19 protein-coding genes are annotated in these 15,398 nt (G+C 72.6%); 9 read left to right on the plus strand and 10 right to left on the minus strand.

Features of this window, described 5'->3' with window-relative positions; genetic code table 11:
- Positions 1–26: 26 nt before the first annotated feature.
- Genes ACYVIH_RS03010 through ACYVIH_RS03020 form a run of 3 tightly spaced genes read left to right on the plus strand, consistent with a single transcriptional unit; the run spans position 27 to position 3,147 of the window.
- Entirely contained in the window at positions 27–1,388 is a 1,362-nt protein-coding gene (locus ACYVIH_RS03010; RefSeq protein WP_460865837.1) for a zinc-dependent metalloprotease, read from the plus strand.
- Positions 1,389–1,391: 3 nt separating this feature from the next.
- A complete protein-coding gene (locus tag ACYVIH_RS03015) occupies positions 1,392–1,943 on the plus strand; it encodes an NUDIX hydrolase (RefSeq protein WP_460865840.1) in 552 nt (183 codons plus the stop codon).
- A gap of 7 nt (positions 1,944–1,950) precedes the next feature.
- A complete protein-coding gene (locus tag ACYVIH_RS03020; RefSeq protein ID WP_460865842.1) occupies positions 1,951–3,147 on the plus strand; it encodes an amidohydrolase family protein in 1,197 nt (398 codons plus the stop codon).
- 3 nt (positions 3,148–3,150) lie between these two features.
- On the opposite strand, the gene ACYVIH_RS03025 is transcribed toward ACYVIH_RS03020, so the two are convergent.
- Together ACYVIH_RS03025 and ACYVIH_RS03030 are read right to left on the minus strand one after the other, a co-directional pair.
- Positions 3,151–3,759: a M48 metallopeptidase family protein gene (locus ACYVIH_RS03025; RefSeq protein ID WP_460865845.1), complete on the minus strand. Its 609-nt coding sequence runs from the start codon at positions 3,757–3,759 to the stop codon at positions 3,151–3,153.
- 10 nt (positions 3,760–3,769) lie between these two features.
- On the minus strand, positions 3,770–4,801 hold the full coding sequence (locus ACYVIH_RS03030) for a PHP domain-containing protein (protein ID WP_460865847.1): 1,032 nt from the start codon (positions 4,799–4,801) through the stop codon (positions 3,770–3,772).
- Positions 4,802–5,237: 436 nt separating this feature from the next.
- Here ACYVIH_RS03030 and ACYVIH_RS03035 point away from each other — a divergent pair, with 436 nt between their 5' ends.
- Positions 5,238–5,813: a hypothetical protein gene (locus tag ACYVIH_RS03035; RefSeq protein WP_460865849.1), complete on the plus strand. Its 576-nt coding sequence runs from the start codon at positions 5,238–5,240 to the stop codon at positions 5,811–5,813.
- A 67-nt stretch (positions 5,814–5,880) separates the two neighbouring features.
- On the opposite strand, the gene ACYVIH_RS03040 is transcribed toward ACYVIH_RS03035, so the two are convergent.
- Positions 5,881–6,675 carry an enoyl-CoA hydratase/isomerase family protein gene (locus tag ACYVIH_RS03040; RefSeq protein ID WP_460865851.1) on the minus strand — a complete coding sequence of 265 codons (795 nt, stop codon included), beginning with the start codon at positions 6,673–6,675 and terminating at the stop codon, positions 5,881–5,883.
- A gap of 300 nt (positions 6,676–6,975) precedes the next feature.
- Here ACYVIH_RS03040 and ACYVIH_RS03045 point away from each other — a divergent pair, with 300 nt between their 5' ends.
- The 3 genes from ACYVIH_RS03045 to ACYVIH_RS03055 all read left to right on the plus strand — a co-directional run bounded on the left by ACYVIH_RS03045 (position 6,976) and on the right by ACYVIH_RS03055 (position 9,636).
- Positions 6,976–7,134, plus strand: a complete 159-nt coding sequence (locus ACYVIH_RS03045) for a DUF5679 domain-containing protein (RefSeq protein ID WP_011754982.1) — start codon at positions 6,976–6,978, stop codon at positions 7,132–7,134.
- A 141-nt stretch (positions 7,135–7,275) separates the two neighbouring features.
- Positions 7,276–8,256: a hypothetical protein gene (locus tag ACYVIH_RS03050; RefSeq protein WP_460865854.1), complete on the plus strand. Its 981-nt coding sequence runs from the start codon at positions 7,276–7,278 to the stop codon at positions 8,254–8,256.
- A 42-nt stretch (positions 8,257–8,298) separates the two neighbouring features.
- Positions 8,299–9,636: an ABC1 kinase family protein gene (locus tag ACYVIH_RS03055; RefSeq protein WP_460865856.1), complete on the plus strand. Its 1,338-nt coding sequence runs from the start codon at positions 8,299–8,301 to the stop codon at positions 9,634–9,636.
- 13 nt (positions 9,637–9,649) lie between these two features.
- On the opposite strand, the gene ACYVIH_RS03060 is transcribed toward ACYVIH_RS03055, so the two are convergent.
- The 6 genes from ACYVIH_RS03060 to ACYVIH_RS03085 all read right to left on the minus strand — a co-directional run bounded on the left by ACYVIH_RS03060 (position 9,650) and on the right by ACYVIH_RS03085 (position 13,336).
- The gene (locus tag ACYVIH_RS03060; RefSeq protein ID WP_460865858.1) at positions 9,650–9,814 is read right to left on the minus strand and encodes a hypothetical protein; all 165 of its coding nucleotides are present in this window, start codon (positions 9,812–9,814) and stop codon (positions 9,650–9,652) included.
- 95 nt (positions 9,815–9,909) lie between these two features.
- On the minus strand, positions 9,910–10,104 hold the full coding sequence (locus ACYVIH_RS03065; RefSeq protein WP_460865860.1) for a hypothetical protein: 195 nt from the start codon (positions 10,102–10,104) through the stop codon (positions 9,910–9,912).
- 63 nt (positions 10,105–10,167) lie between these two features.
- Complete coding sequence (locus tag ACYVIH_RS03070) at positions 10,168–10,332, minus strand: hypothetical protein (protein WP_460865863.1); 165 nt, start codon at positions 10,330–10,332, stop codon at positions 10,168–10,170.
- A 77-nt stretch (positions 10,333–10,409) separates the two neighbouring features.
- Positions 10,410–10,688: a WhiB family transcriptional regulator gene (locus tag ACYVIH_RS03075; protein ID WP_460865865.1), complete on the minus strand. Its 279-nt coding sequence runs from the start codon at positions 10,686–10,688 to the stop codon at positions 10,410–10,412.
- 104 nt (positions 10,689–10,792) lie between these two features.
- Entirely contained in the window at positions 10,793–11,044 is a 252-nt protein-coding gene (locus tag ACYVIH_RS03080) for a hypothetical protein (RefSeq protein WP_460865867.1), read from the minus strand.
- A 168-nt stretch (positions 11,045–11,212) separates the two neighbouring features.
- Positions 11,213–13,336, minus strand: coding sequence for an ATP-dependent helicase (locus tag ACYVIH_RS03085; protein WP_460865869.1), 2,124 nt, complete (start codon positions 13,334–13,336; stop codon positions 11,213–11,215).
- 131 nt (positions 13,337–13,467) lie between these two features.
- Between ACYVIH_RS03085 and ACYVIH_RS03090 the strand changes: the two genes are divergently transcribed.
- Positions 13,468–13,740: a mycoredoxin gene (locus ACYVIH_RS03090; protein ID WP_460865872.1), complete on the plus strand. Its 273-nt coding sequence runs from the start codon at positions 13,468–13,470 to the stop codon at positions 13,738–13,740.
- A gap of 14 nt (positions 13,741–13,754) precedes the next feature.
- Here ACYVIH_RS03090 and nudC read toward each other — a convergent pair whose 3' ends face one another.
- Positions 13,755–14,657, minus strand: coding sequence for an NAD(+) diphosphatase (nudC, locus tag ACYVIH_RS03095; protein ID WP_460865875.1), 903 nt, complete (start codon positions 14,655–14,657; stop codon positions 13,755–13,757).
- 23 nt (positions 14,658–14,680) lie between these two features.
- Between nudC and deoD the strand changes: the two genes are divergently transcribed.
- On the plus strand, positions 14,681–15,391 hold the full coding sequence (gene deoD, locus ACYVIH_RS03100) for a purine-nucleoside phosphorylase (RefSeq protein ID WP_460865877.1): 711 nt from the start codon (positions 14,681–14,683) through the stop codon (positions 15,389–15,391).
- Positions 15,392–15,398: the final 7 nt, after the last annotated feature.

Below are 15,398 nucleotides of genomic sequence, written 5' to 3' on the forward strand. Positions count from 1 at the left end.
TTGATCCCACGAGTACGTTGGGAGGCATGACCAACGACCCGAACGAGCGCCCTGGCGACGAGAACAACCCGTTCAAGGGCACCCCGTTCGAGCAGCTCTTCTCCCAGCTCGGAGGCGCGTTCTCCGGCGGCGGCTCGGGCATGCCCGACCTGTCGATGCTGATGAGCCAGATGCAGGCGATGATGACCCCGCACGAGGGTTCGGTGAACTGGACCCTCGCCAAGGACGTCGCCCGCAAGACCGTCGCGCAGGAGCCCGACCCGACCCCGACCGATCGCCAGCGCTCGGCCGCCGCCGACGCCCTGCAGCTGGCCGACCACTGGCTCGACGAGGTCACCGACCTGCCGTCGGGTGTCTCCACGTCGGCGGTGTGGAGCCGCGCCCAGTGGGTCGAGGAGACGATCGAGGTCTGGCAGCGGCTCGTCGAGCCGGTCGCCGAGCACGTGGTCGCCGCGATGGGCAACGCCCTCCCCGAGGAGGCGCGGACGATGGCCGGGCCGCTGCTCGGGATGCTCAACCAGGCCGGCGGGGCGATGTTCGGCACCCAGGTCGGTCAGGCGATCGGCGGGCTGGCCGGTGAGGTGCTCACCGCCTCCGACATCGGTCTCCCGCTCGGCCCGGCCGGCAAGGCCGCGCTGCTGCCGGCGAACGTGAAGGCGTTCTCCGAGGGCCTCGACGTGCCCGACGAGGACGTGCTGCTCTACCTCGCGCTGCGCGAGGCGGCCCACCAGCGGCTGTTCGCACACGTGCCGTGGCTGCGCGGCCACCTGCTCGCCGCGGTCGAGGACTACGGCCGCGGGATGACCATCGACATCTCCAAGATCGAGGAGTCGATGCGCAACATCGACCCGATGAACCCCGCCGCGATCCAGGAGGCCATGGAGGGCGGGCTGTTCGAGCCGCAGAAGACCCCCGCGCAGGAGGCCGCGCTGGTCCGCCTGGAGACGACGCTGGCGCTGGTCGAGGGCTGGGTCGACGAGGTCGTCGGCCAGGCGACCGCCGACCGGATGCCCAGCGCCGCGAAGCTGATGGAGGCGGTGCGCCGACGCCGGGCCGCGGGTGGTCCCGCCGAGCAGACCTTCGCCGCCCTGGTCGGCCTCGAGCTGCGCCCCCGCCGGCTCCGGGACGCCTCGACGCTGTGGGGCTCCCTGCGCTCCCGCCAGGGCCAGCAGGCCCGCGACGCCGTGTGGGCGCACCCGGACCTGCTGCCGTCCTCGGCTGACCTCGACGACCCGCTCGGCTTCCGGGAGAACATCGAGGAGCCCGAGGCGCTCACCGACGCCGAGTTCGACGCCGCGCTCGCGGAGCTGCTCGACAGCGGTGCCCGGCCCAAGGACGACGGTCCCGACGAGGGCCCTGCCGACGGCTCCGGCGACGGCGACCGCTGACCCGTGCTGCACGACGACGCGCTGGCCCTGCTGCGCGCCTGGACACCCCCGGACGAGTCGCAGGAGCAGGTACGACGCCGCTACGTCGCCCACCTGGAGGCGCACGCCGACGGACTGCACCGCTCCTGCTTCCCCGACCACCTCACCGCCAGCACGCTGATCCTCTCCGCCGACGGTGCGCAGGTGCTGCTCACCCTGCACGCCAAGGCCCGCGCCTGGTTCCAGATGGGCGGGCACTGCGAGGACACCGATGACACCCTGGCCGGCGCGGCACTGCGGGAGGCGTTGGAGGAGTCCGGCCTGCGCGACCTCGACCTGGACCCGCAGCCGGTGCAGCTCAACGCGCACCCGGTGCCGTTCTGCGACCCGCGCGGGACCGTGCACCACCTCGACGTCCGGTTCCTGGCGGTGGCGCCGGAGGGGACGAGCCACGCCGTCAGCGACGAGTCGCTCGACGTGCGCTGGTGGCCATGGGACGCGCTGCCGACCGACGACGCCGACATGCACGAGCTGGTGCGACTGGCTCGGGCCCGGTGGGCGACCCGCGTGCCATAGTGGCCGCATGCCCGGCAGCCCGACCAGGACCCTGTACCGCGACGCCGCCCTCGCCGACGGCACCGGCCCGGAGCTGCGCCTGGGCGTGAGCATCCTGGTCGAGGACGACCGGATCTCCTGGATCCGGCCCACCGGCGACGAGCCGGACCCGGGCCGGGACGTCGAGGTGGTCGACGCCTCCGGCAGCACGATCGTGCCGGGCATGGTCGACAGCCACAGCCACCTGACCCTGCCCGGCGGCGCGCACTGGGTCGAGCGCGGGTTGGACCCGGCCGAACGGCTGCTCGGTGTCGCCGAGCACAACGCTCGGCTGCAGCGTTCCGCAGGCGTCCGGTGGGCCCGCGACGTCGGCTCGCCGATGAAGACAGACCCCGTCGACGGGCGGGAGCGCGCGCTGGCGCTCGGCGTACGTGACCGGTGGGCCGGCAACCGCGAGTACCCCTACGTGCGCGCCGCCGGCTCCTGGGTCGGCAGGACCGGCTCGCTGCCGCCCGGGCTCGCCGTCGAGGTCGAGCACGGCGGGTCGCTGCTCGACGCGACGATGCGTCAGCTCGACGACGGCGCGGACTTCATCAAGCTCTACCTCGACGGCCCCGACAAGGACACCGCGCCCTTCACCGTCGACGAGGTGCGCGCCGTGGTCGAGGCCGCGCATGCCCGGGGCGCGAAGGTGACCGCACACTCCGGTGTGCTTCCCGGCGCGCGGGTCGGCGCGGAGGCCGGCGTCGACTCCCTCGAGCACGGCTTCCAGCTCGACGCCGACGTCGCCCGGCTGATGGCCGACAACGGCGTCGCGGTCGTCTCGACGCTGGCCGTGCTCGAGTCGTGGCGCTCCTTCGCCCGCACCACCGACCTCCCCCGGTTCGCCTCCCCCGAGGGCCGCTCGCTGATCGCAGCGCGCCGCGAGTGGGCCCACGAGAGCATCCGGCTCGCCGCCCGGGCCGGCGTGCTGATCGCGGCCGGCACCGACTTCGGTGGCGGCTCGCTGCGTGCGAACCAGATGGCCTGGGAGATCGAGTGCCTGGTCACCGCCGGCCTCGAGCCGTGGCAGGCACTCGCCGCGGCGACCCGCAACGGCGGGACGCTGCTCGACGAGCCGGAGGCCGGCGTGATCCGCGAGGGCGGGCCGGCCGACATCGTGCTGGTGCACGGCGACCCGCTCTCCGACCCGGCCGCGATGTGGCGGGTCTGGCTGGTCACCTGAGCCTCACTCCAGGGCGACCGCGCCGATCTCGTCGTCGGCGATCATCTCCGCCGCACCCTCCTCGGAGCAGTCCGGCGGCTCGGCCTGCAGACCCAGGTGCGTCGCGGCCGCGATGCCCTCGAGGAACCCCTTGGCCCGCTCGGCCTTGGGATAGCGGTCGACCCAGGCCCAGAACGCGGGCGTGTGTCCGGCCTCGATCAGGTGCGCGAGCTCGTGCACGAGCACGTAGTCGATGACCCACGGCGGCATCCCCTTCAGCCGCGTGGACAGTCTGATCGAGCGGTCCGACGGGGTGCACGAACCCCACCGGCTGTTCTGGTTGTCCACCCAGCGCACGGTCACCGGCCGCGCGAGCCCGCCGAGGTAGCGGTCGCTGAGCTCCATCGCGCGTCGCTTCAGGCCGGCGTCACTGGGCCGGCGCCGCTTCTCGGCCTTCTCCAGCCGGGCGATCATCGTGGCGACCCACTCGCGCTCCTCCTTGGCGCTCAGCCGAGCCGGGATCATCACGACCACGCGGTCGTCCTCCCGGTACGCCGAGACCGTGCGACGGCGCCGGCGGCTGCGTCGCACCTCGACGGTGGGCCCCTGCGGATCGGGGGCACGGGTGGGCATGTGATGCAGGTTACCCGGCCGTCCAGGCCAGCAGCTCCTCTGCCGGCCACGTGTTCACGATCCGCTCCGGAGGCACCCCGAGTTCCTCGGCCCGCGCACACCCGTGGTCGAGGAAGTCCAGCTGTCCGGGTGCGTGGGCGTCGCTGTCGATCGCGAACAGGCAGCCGGCCTCGAGCGCCAGCGCGACGAGCTCGTCGGGCGGGTCGACCCGCTCGGGCCGCGAGTTGATCTCCACCGCGACGTCGTGCCGGGCGCACGCGGTGAACAGCGCCTCGGCGTCGAAGGTGCTCTGCGGCCGGGTCCCCCTTCCCCCGGTGACCAGCCGTCCGGTGGCGTGGCCGAGCACGTTCGTGCGCGGGTGCTGTACGGCGGCCACCATCCGGCGCGTCATGGCGGCCGACTCCATGCGCAGCTTGGAGTGGACCGAGGAGACCACCACGTCCAGCCGCCCGAGCATCTCCTCGCTCTGGTCCAGGGCACCGTCCTCGAGGATGTCGACCTCGATGCCGGTGAGCATCCGCAGCTGGCCGCCGAGCTGGTCGTTGACCGCGGCCACCACGTCGAGCTGGCGCGCGAGACGCTCCGCAGACAGCCCGTTGGCCACCTTCAGCCGCGGGGAGTGGTCGGTCAGCGCGACGTACTCGTGGCCGACCTCGACCGCGGTCATCGCCATCTCCTGGATCGGCGACCCGCCGTCGGACCAGTCCGAGTGCGTGTGCAGGTCACCGCGCAGCAGGCCACGCATCGTCGCTCCGCCCTCGGCCAGCGGGCCCGCGGTCTCCTCCAGCTTCTGCAGGTACGACGGGGTCTGGCCGGCGAGCGCCTCACGGACCACCTTCTCCGTCGACGCACCGATGCCGGACAGCTCCCGCAGGGTGCCCTGCTCGGCCCGGGCCCGCAGCTCCTCAGGCGACAGCGCCAGCAGCGTGGCCGCCGCAGTGCGGAACGCCCGAACCTTGTAGGTCTCGGCGCGGGTCCGCTCGAGGAGGAAGGCGATCCGGCGCAGTGCGGCGACCGGGTCGCCCGACTTTCTTTCGTCCACAGCCTGTATCTCCCCATTTCCGCTGGTCAGACACCTGACAGCCCGACTGCCGGGCGTGTCTCCCACAGTGTTGTGCACCGGCGCTCCGGCGCGCTCCACAAGCACCTCCGCGAGTCTCCACACCCTGTCCACAGCGTTGTCCACAGCCGTGGACGGTGCTGTGTTGACCGCCGTGGCGCGGGCCACCTAGCGTGAGCGCGGAAGAGGCCCTCGATCATCCAGGGGCCCGGCGTTCGCAAGGGGAAGGCAAGCGCCGTGCCGCTCGATCGAGGGCCTCTCTGATCGTCACCTGACCGGTCCCGGACCCCGACCGGCGGTGGGCCGACGGCGCCGCGGAGCGGTCCCTCGCGGCGCCGAGTCGGCCGCCCCTGCTGCCCTTCGACGCGCCTTCTGACGTCCTGGTCAACCTTCTCGGCGGTGCCGGCGTCTCATGGGCATGAGGCCGACCCCTCCCGCCCGGCTCGTGCTGGCCGGGCTCGCGTTGTCGACCGGGCTGACCGCGTGCAGCGCCGGCGGCGAAGCCGGCTCCCCGGCGACCCACGCGCCCGATACCCCAGCGTTCGACAGCCGAGCAGACGCGGCGTCCGCTGCTCAGGCGCTCGTCGCGTATGCCGAGGGGACTGCTACCGAGGTGCCCTGGGCCAGCGAGGTCAGCTATCGGATCGCCGGCGAGCAGGTGGCCCGGTTCGCGGCCGACCTCGCCGACCGCCGGAGCACCTGGGACGGCTGCCCCAGAGCCTCGTCGACCTACGAAGGCCGCGACTGCCCGGTCTCGCCGCTCCGGACGATCACGCTCCTGGTCCGAGACGGCGGCGAGGTCACCTTCGACTCCGAGCCGCCTCGCATCGTCGGGTGCAGCCGCTACCAGGACGCGGCCGCGAGGTCCGCGGAGACGATCTGGATCCGACCCGACGAGACGCACCGCGACTGCTTCTCCGACTTCGCGGTCGCGCTGTCGCTCGACGGTTCAGGCAGGGTCGCAGCCGTCGACCTGACGCTCTCGGGGCCCTGACCGGACGGGCACCGCGTCGGTCGGGGATCCGTCGGCAGGTCCACGCTGGCCGGGACCTTCGGCGAGCTCAGGCGCCGGTGAACCGGGGCGGGCGCTTCTCCTGCGCCGCCCGGATCCCCTCCTGCAGGTCGGCGGTGGCCAGCGTGATCGGCTGGGCCAGCGCCTCCCACTGCAGCGCGGTCTCGAAGTCGGCGTGGCCGCCGCCGCGCAGGGCCAGCGTGGTGTAGCGGCTCGGGATCGGGGCGCTGGCCGCGATGCCGGCCGCGACCTCGAGCGTCTCCGCGAGCAAGGTGTCGTCGGGCAGCACCCGCGACACCATCCCCAGCCGGAGCGACTCCTCCGCGTCGACGACCCGGCCGGTGAGCAGCAGGTCGCGGGCCGCGGCGTCCCCGACGACGTTGGGCAGCAGGTAGGTCGCAGCCATCCCCGGGTGCATGCCCAGCTTCACGAACGGCGCACCCAGCTTCGCCCGGGCTCCGGCGTAGCGGATGTCGCAGGCCAGCGCCACGCACAGCCCCGCGCCGATCGCCGGGCCGTTGACCGCGGCGATCGTCGGCACCTCGAGCCGGCGGATCGACAGCCACGCGCGGTAGAACGCGATCATCCGGGTGCGCAGCTGGTCCACCGTGGCGTCGGGCTCACTCGCGATCCAGCTCGTGTTGCCGCCGGAGCAGAACGCCGACCCGGCGCCGGTGACCACCACCGCGCGCACCGACCGGTCCCCGGCCAGGTCCTCGACCGTCGCGGCCCAGGAGGCGGTCATCTCGTCCGACATCGCGTTGCGCTGGTCGGGGTTGTCGAGGGTGAGCAGGACGACGCCGTCGGAGGGTCGTTCGACGCGCAGGTGGGGGGTGTTCGGCATGCGGCGCAGACTACCCAAGCCGGCACCGGCGGCCCGGCGTACCCGTCCGGCGAGACCCGCCGACGCGACCGACGCCGACACCGCGGCCCGCCGCTCGCGGCACGCAGCGTCCGAAAACGTGCAAAGCGGGCATTTCCGGCATCCATTCGCCGCGGACACGCGCAACCACGGGCTCTCCTGCATACATCGCGCCCCGCGCTGTCGTAGGGTGCGAGACGGTTGCCGACGAATCGGCGCCCCGGCGGGTCCGCGCGAGCCACCGCCGCGACGACCAGATCGACCACAGCAAGGGAGGCCGTCATGGCGGAGACCTGGAGCGGCGAGTTCTACTGCGTGAAGTGCAAGGAGAAGCGCGAGGCCGAGGGCGAGGTCAAGGTCAACGACAAGGGCACGCGGATGGCCAAGGCCGTCTGCCCGGTCTGCGGCACGAACCTCAACCGCATCCTCGGCAAGGCCTGAGCCGAGCCCACTCGACCGACGTCGACGGCGGGACCCGCACGGGCCCGCCGTCGCTGCGTCTGCGGTCCCTGACCGTTGCCCGCGCCGGGGGCTGTGGACGGCCGCCGACGTCCTTGCCCGGTCTGCGGCACCCTCGGTGGGGTGCCCACCCACTGCCCCCGTCCTGCCGCCGGCGCCGTGACGACCGGCCACCTCACGTTCCGCCCCGGCGTGCACGTGCTGCGCCGTGACGCCACCTCCCTGCAGGTCGGCCTCGACCCCGCACGAGCCGTGGTCCTCCCCGACACCCCGGCGACCCGGGAGCTGCTCGACGCGCTGCGCAGCCCGGCCCCGACGGCCGACCCGAGGTCGTCCGACCCCGGCACCCTCGACCTGCTCTCACGCAGCGGGCTGCTCGTCGACACCGACCGGCTGCTCCCGCTGATGCCCCTCCGCGACGCGGCCGGGTCCGGGGCGCCGTCGCGCACCGGTGTCGCCGCTGCGGCCGCCGAGGCCGGCGACGAGACGGCCACGCTGCTGGCCCGGCGGGCGGCCTGCCGGGTCCAGGTCATGCTCTCCGGCGGTTGCGAGGTCGGGACCGTCGGCGAGTCGGTGACCGAGCTGCTGCGCCTGGCCGGCGTGCCGTACGACATGCGAGCCGCCGGCCCCGGTCGCGGCAACGAGGATCGGGAGGTCGTCGCCGACGGCACGGTCGGCCTGCTGGTCGCGGTCGGCGAACCCGACCGGGACCTGCTGGACCCGTGGCTGCGGGCAGGCACCCCGCACCTGCTGCTGCGGCTCGTCGAGGGCCACGCCGTGGTCGGACCGTTCGTCGCACCCGGCACCACGGCGTGCCTGCGCTGCATCGACGCGCACCACACCGACACCGACCCCGCCTGGCCGCTGCTGGTGAAGCAGTACGCCGCCGTGGTCGTCCGGCCGCGCGACGACACGCTCCCCGAGCCGGTGGATCCCGCCCTGGCCACCCTCGCGGCGGCCTGGGCGGCCCGGGAGCTGGTCTCCCACGCCGAGGGCCGGACCCCGGCGACGTCCTCGACGACCGTACGCCTCGACCCCCACCTCACCTGCCTGGAGACCGACTGCTGGCCGCGGCATCCCGCCTGCGGCTGCGGGTGGGCCTGAGCGGCGCGACGCGGGCTTGGCGTCGTACGCGACAATGGGGACATGACCGAGCTCCCCCGCAAGGCCGCCGCGCGCACGGCCCGTCTGGCCGCACTGCCGCTCGGGTTCGCCGGCCGCACCGCGATGGGGGTCGGCAAGCGGCTGGGTGGCGCACCCGCCGAGGCCGTCATGAGCGACGTCCAGCAGCGCACCGCCGAGCAGCTGTTCCGCACGCTCGGCGACCTCAAGGGTGGGGCGATGAAGGTCGGCCAGGCCCTGTCCATCCTCGAGTCCGCGCTCCCCGAGGACCTCGCCGCGCCGTACCGCGCCCACCTCACCCGGCTGCAGGACTCCGCGCCGCCGATGGCGGCCGCCACCGTGCACCAGGTACTCGCCAAGGAGCTCGGGGCGTCCTGGCGCAAGAAGCTCGTCGAGTTCGACGACAACCCGGCCGCCGCCGCCTCCATCGGGCAGGTGCACCGCGGCCGGTGGCACGACGGCCGCGAGGTCGCCGTGAAGGTGCAGTACCCCGGCGCCGAGGAGGCGCTGACCTCCGACCTCCGGCAGCTCGGCCGACTGGCCCGGACGTTCGGGTCGGTGGTCCCCGGGATCGACATCAAGCCGCTGGTCGAGGAGCTGCAGTCCCGGGTCGCCGAGGAGCTCGACTACGAGCTCGAGGCCGACGCCCAGCACCGGTTCGCCGTGGAGTTCGCCGACGACCCGCACTTCTTCATCCCCGACGTCGTCGCCGGGAGCAGCCGGGTGCTGGTCAGCGAGTGGCTGGAGAGCCCGGCCTCGCTGGCCAGGATGGTCGCCGAGGGCACGCAGGAGGAGCGCGACCACTACGGCGAGCTGTACGTCCGGTTCCTGTTCTCCGGCCCGGCACGCACCGGGATGCTGCACGCCGACCCGCACCCCGGCAACTTCCGGGTCCTTCCTGCCGAGGGCGGTGGCCTCGGCCGGCTGGGCGTCCTCGACTTCGGCGCGGTCGCCCGGCTCCCCGAGAAGGGCTTGCCCCTGGCGATCGGCACCCTGATGCGGATCGCGCTGCAGGACGACTACGCGCGCGTCGTGGAGCAGCTGCGCGAGGAGGGCTTCATCAAGCCCAGGATCGTCGTCGACCCCGACGAGCTCCGCGACTTCCTCGCCCCGTTCATCGAGCCGGCGCGCCACGAGACGTTCCGGTTCTCCCGGGAGTGGATGCGTGAGCAGTTCACCCGGCTGAACAACCCCCGTGAACCCGGCTACACGCTCAGCCTGAAGCTGAACCTGCCGCCGTCGTACCTGCTCATCCACCGGGTGTGGCTCGGCGGGGTGGGCGTGATGTGCCAGCTCGAGGCCGAGGCGCCGTTCCGGCGGCTGCTCGAGGAGTCCCTGCCCGGCTTCGCCGAGCCGGCCTGAGCCCGGAGGCCGGCTACCACCACTCGCTGTCGAGCTTGCCCTCGATCGCGCGCAGGTTCTCCCGCGAGCAGGACTCGCAGAAGTACTTCCAGCGACCGTGCTCGAGCGCACTGGTCCAGGTCAGCGGCGGGTGGTCCTGTGGCACGGTGGTGCCGCAGAGGTCGCAGGTGGCGGGCACGGTCACACCCTACGCACACGGCCGGGCCCCCGGCAGCCGTCCTTCGGCTGCCGGGGGCCCGGTGAGGTGTCGCCCCCTGGGAGGGGCTCACCGGCTCACAAGGAGCGAGCCAGTGCCAGGCGCGCCTGCTGCGCCGCCCGCTCGGCCCGGCGCGAGAGGCGGCGTGCCCGAGCAATCTGGTGTCCCAGCCGCAGGTCCTGCGCCTCCCCCAGGCGCTGGGCTATCTGGGCTCGGGCGAGATCTTCGTTGAGCAAGTTCATCTTGGTGCTCCGCTTCGGTGTGGTCGTCATGGGTCTGTAGTCGCTTTCTCGGACGTGTTGGCTCGGGCGTGCTGCAGGTGTGCGGTGCGCTGCCTACAGCGAACGCAGGAGCGCGAGGCGGGCCTGCAGGGAGTGGCGCTCGGCCCGCTGGGCCTTCCGCTTCGCCCTGGCAAGCTGCTGCCCGCGGCGCTGGGCCCTGGCCTCTTCGAGGCGGTCGGCCATCTGAGCTCGGGCGAGCTCTTCGTGGAGGTACTGCATCTCAAGACTCCGTTGTCTCTCGGTGGTGGTTGTCGGTGCTGCTGGTGCTGCGGTGCTGCTGGTGCGGGTGGTCGGGCTCAGGCGGCCACCTCGTTCTTGCGCGGTCGGCCACGGGGACGCTTCCGGGGGATCACCGCTCCGTGCAGGAACAGCTCGCCACCCCAGACCCCCCAGGGCTCCCTCCGGTCGAGGGCGCCGGCGAGGCACTCGGTGCGGGCCGGGCAGTCCAGGCAGAGGGCCTTGGCGGTCTCCACGTCGGCGGGGCTCTCGGCGAAGAACAGCTCGGGGTTCTCCCTGCGGCAGGGAAGCTGCTCCTCGTCGACGCCGACCTGTGGGTCGAGGACGCTGATACTCATCTGTCACCTCCTTGTGAGAAGTCGCTGGTTTGCGAGAATCAAAAAGGCCGCGGATCCCGGGTTTCGGGTTCCGCGGCCTGGAGGCTGCCGATGTAGATCGCAATCTAGATCGGTGGACTCCAGGCAGAGGTACCCGGGAAGGCGCCCTCGAGGACGACGACACCGGTGGTGTGCGTGTAGGTGCACACCTGTGCCACGTCCGCGAAACGACGCTTGGTGCCAGCGGCGGCTGCAACGGTCGACACTCCACCCATGGCCGGGAGGGTGCGCACAGCGGCAGCGGGAACGGCGTCGAGCCAGGAAATGGGCATGCTGATGCCGCCGTTCTGCGAGCTGGTCTGGATGTTCTTGATCACTGTGAGCACCTCCTTCGATGCGTAGGGCGCCGGCTTCGTCAGGGCCGTGTGCGCGCGGTCGTCATGCGGTGAGAGAAAAACTAGCGGTCCGGGCCTGTAAGCGGCAAACCATTTATTGGGTATTTCCCAAAAAACTTGAGGACGCATCAAGAAGATGGCCCACCTGGGCTATGCGGACCCACCCATCCCGGGCAAGACGTCCTCGCCGGCGACCAGGGCGAGCACGTCGTCGGCGTACTTGTCGATCTTCGCCGGACCGACGCCGCTGACGCGCAGCAGCGCGGCCGGGTCGCTGGGGCGCACCTCGGCGATCGCCTGCAGGGTCAGGTCGGTGAAGACGACGTACGCCGGCACCTTCTCCTGCGCGGCGCGGGCCACCCGCCACGCACGGAGTCGCTCGAAGAGCTCCTCGTCGTAGGAGGCCGGGCAGCCCTCGCAGCGGCCGACCTTGCGCTCGGCGGTGGTGCTGAGCGGTGCGTTGCAGACCCGGCAGTGCGCGATCCCCCGCTTGCTGCGCGAGCGCGCGGAGCGACCCTCCGCGGCGCGGTCGGAGCCGACCTGAGGGCGCAGTCCGGTGAGGAACCGCGACGGCTTGCGGGTCGACCGGCCCCCCGGCGACCTGGCCAGCGACCACGAGACCGAGAGCCGCTCCCGGGCCCGGGTCATCCCGACGTAGAGCAGCCGCCGCTCCTCCTCCACCGCCGCGGCGCCCTCGGCGTAGACGATCGGCATGGTGCCCTCGTGCATGCCGACCAGGAACACCGCGTCCCACTCGAGGCCCTTCGCGGCGTGCAGGGTCGCCAGCGTCACGCCCTGGGCCACCGGTGCGTGCTGCTCGGCGGCGCGGCGGTCGAGCTCGGCGACGAACCCGGTGAGGTCGCCCTCGGCGTGGGTCTCCGAGAACTCCTCGGCCTGCGACACGATCGCCTGCAGGGACTCCCACCGGTCGCGGACGTTGCCCCTGCCGGTCGGCGCCTGCTCGGTCCAGCCCATCCCGGCGAGGACCGCCTTGACGTCGGCGACGAGACCGTCACCGGAGCCGCCGTCGCTCCGGGCGTTGCCCCGCAGCAGGGTCACCGCCTGGCGCACCTCGGCGCGCTCGAAGAACCTGGCCGCGCCGCGCACGACGTAGGGGATGCCGCGCGCCGCGAGCGCCTCCTCGAACGCCTCCGACTGCGCGTTGACCCGGAAGAGCACGGCGACCTCCCGCATCGGCACCCCGGCGCGCTGGAGGTCCAGGATCTGGGCCGCGACCGCCTCGGCCTCCGCGACCTCGTCGGTGTGCTCGGCGTAGCCGACCTCCGGACCTGCCGCCTGCTGCGACCGCAGCGACACCCCGGCCGACGGGGTGCCGGCCAGGAGCTGGTTGGCCGCGGCCACCACCTGCGGCGTCGACCGGTAGTTGCGCACCAGCTCCAGCGAGGTGGTGCCGCGGTGGCGCTTGGGGAAGTCGACCAGGTAGCTCGCGCTGGCCCCGGCGAAGGAGTAGATGGTCTGCGCCGGGTCGCCGACGACGCACAGGTCCTCGCGTCCGCCGAGCCACAGGTCGAGCAGCGCGGACTGGATCGGGCTGACGTCCTGGAACTCGTCGACCACGAACCAGCGGTACTGCCGGCGCACCTCGGCCGCGACCCGCTCGTCCTCGGCCAGCAACGCGGCGGTGATCAGCAGGACGTCCTCCATGTCCATCCGGCCCTGGTCGCGCTTGACCTCCTCGTAGGTGGCGAACACCCGGGCGATCGTGGCCGGGTCGTGGCCGGAGACCGACCGACCCCGGGCCTCCGCGACCTTGGCGTAGTCGTCCGGACGGACGTTGCTCACCTTGGCCCACTCGACCTCCGAGGCCAGGTCGCGCAGGGTCGCCTGGTCGGTCTGGATCCGGTTGCGCCGGGCGGCGTTGCCCAGCAGGGGGAGCTTGGACTCGGTCAGCACGGGGAGCTCACCGCCGTACACCCGGGGCCAGAAGTAGCGGGCCTGGCGCAGGGCGGCGGAGTGGAAGGTGCGCGCCTGCACCCCGCCCGCTCCGAGCTCGCGCAGCCGGGTGCGCATCTCGCCCGCCGCGCGAGTGGTGAACGTGACGGCGAGCACCTCGGAGGGGTTGTAGATGCCGGTGGCCACGCCGTAGGCGATCCGATGGGTGATCGCGCGGGTCTTGCCGGTGCCCGCACCGGCGAGCACACGCACGGGCCCGCGCAGCGCGAGCGCGACCTCCCGCTGCTCCGGGTCGAGAGCCTCGAGCAGGCGGTCCGCCGAGGCTGCGCCGAGACCGGCGGAGGGGTCGAAGGCGACCACGCGGAACAATCTCCTCACATCGGGTGTTGTGCTGGATGCGAGCCGTGGCGGCACGGCTCGTTGTGTGTCCGGTCCGCGCCAGCGGGCCGGACAGCGCCAGCCCTCAGGGTAGACGTCAGAAGGGACAGTTCATGCCTGCCAGCTCACCGGCCACCTCCGGAGCAGCCGTCACGATGTACTCCACGCAGTGGTGCGGCTACTGCTTCCGGCTGCGCAAGCAGCTCGACCGTGAGGGCATCGCCTACGACGTGGTCGACATCGACCGTGACGAGGAGGCGGCGGTCCTGGTGATGCAGGTCAACGGCGGCAACCAGACCGTCCCGACGATGATCTACAAGGACGGCTCGGCCCAGACCAACCCCTCGCTCGCCGAGGTCAAGGCCAAGCTGGCGTCCCTGAACTGACCGCGCGTCCCCGGCTACCAGTGGCCGGGCAGCGGCCCGCCGTACCAGCTCTCGATCAGCGTCCGCGAGATCGAGATCCGTCCGGGCAGGAGCAGCGTCCCGGCCTCGGCCTCAGCACGCATCTGCTCGCGTGTGAACCACCGGGCCTCGCTGATCTCGTCGGCGTCGACCTCGATGTCGGTGGTCAGCGCGTGCGCGAAGAAGCCGACCATCAGGCTCGCCGGGAACGGCCACGGCTGGTTGCCGAGGTAGGTCACCTCGCCGACCTCGACGCCGACCTCCTCGGCGACCTCGCGGCGCACGGCGTCCTCGAGGGACTCCCCCGGGTCGACGAAGCCGGCCAGCGTCGAGAACCGACCTTCCGGCCAGCGCGGCTGGCGGCCGAGCAGCGCCCGGTCGTCGCCGTCGGTGACGAGCATGATCACCGCCGGGTCGGTGCGCGGGAAGTGCTGGCGCCCGCAGCCGGTGCAGGTCAGCACGTGGCCGGCCGCGGCGACCTCCAGCCGGCTGCCGCACCGCGAGCAGAAGCGGTGCGCGTGGTGCCACTCCGCCAGCGCCACCGCGTGGACCAGCAGGCTGGCGTCCTCGGTGGTGAGCGCCGGGCCGACCATCCGCAGGTTCGCCCAGTCCTCCTGCGGCTCGTCGAGCAGCACGGCGAAGTGCGCGACGTCTCCGCTCTGGCCGAGGAAGACGCGTTGCCCCTCCGGCGCCTCGGGCGGGCTCAGCCAGCGCACCGCCGTACCGTCCTCGGCGACGGGAAAGTGGCCACGAGCCAGCAGCAGCACGCGGGTCGTCGGTGAGGCCCAGGTCTCCGCGAGCCAGGCGTCGTCGGTACGTCGGTGCCCGACCCTGTCGTGGGCACGGACCGACAACGCGATCTGCGGCGGGGTGGAGCCAGGATCGTGGTGAGGGGTCACGACTCCGAGCCTAGGATGCGGCCATGAGCACCCACATCTCAGCCGAACCCGGGCAGATCGCCCCCCACGTCCTGATGCCCGGCGACCCGCTGCGCGCGAAGTGGATCGCCGAGCACTTCCTCGAGGGAGCCGAGCTCTACTCGCAGGTGCGCGGGATGTTCGGCTACACCGGCCGCTACCGCGGGGAGCGGGTGTCGGTGCAGGGGTCTGGCATGGGTCAGCCGTCGCTGGCGATCTACGCGCACGAGCTGTTCGCGGAGTACGACGTCCAGACGATCATCCGGGTCGGCTCGTGCGGTGCGCTGAGCGAGGACCTGAGGTTGCGCGACATCGTGCTCGCCTCGGGTGCCTGCACCGACTCGTCGATGAACCGGATCCGCTTCGAGGGTCTCGACTACGCCCCGGTCGCCGACTTCGGCCTGCTGCGGGCGGCCTGCGACGCGGCGGAGGCGAAGCACCTGCCCGTGCAGACCAAGGTCGGGTTGATCTTCTCCAGCGACTCCTTCTACAGCGCTCGGCCCGAGCTGACCAAGCGGATGGTCGACTACGGCGTGCTCGCCGTCGAGATGGAGGCGGCCGCGTTGTACACCCTCGCCGCCGGGTTCGGCCGGCGCGCCCTGACCGCGTGCACCGTCTCCGACCACATCGTCACCGGGGAGGAGACCACGGCTCTCGAACGCGAGCAGACCTTCGGTCACATGGTCGAGATCGCGCTCGACGCGATGCTCGCCTGAAGATCCT

It is taken from the genome of Nocardioides pakistanensis (assembly GCF_054781215.1).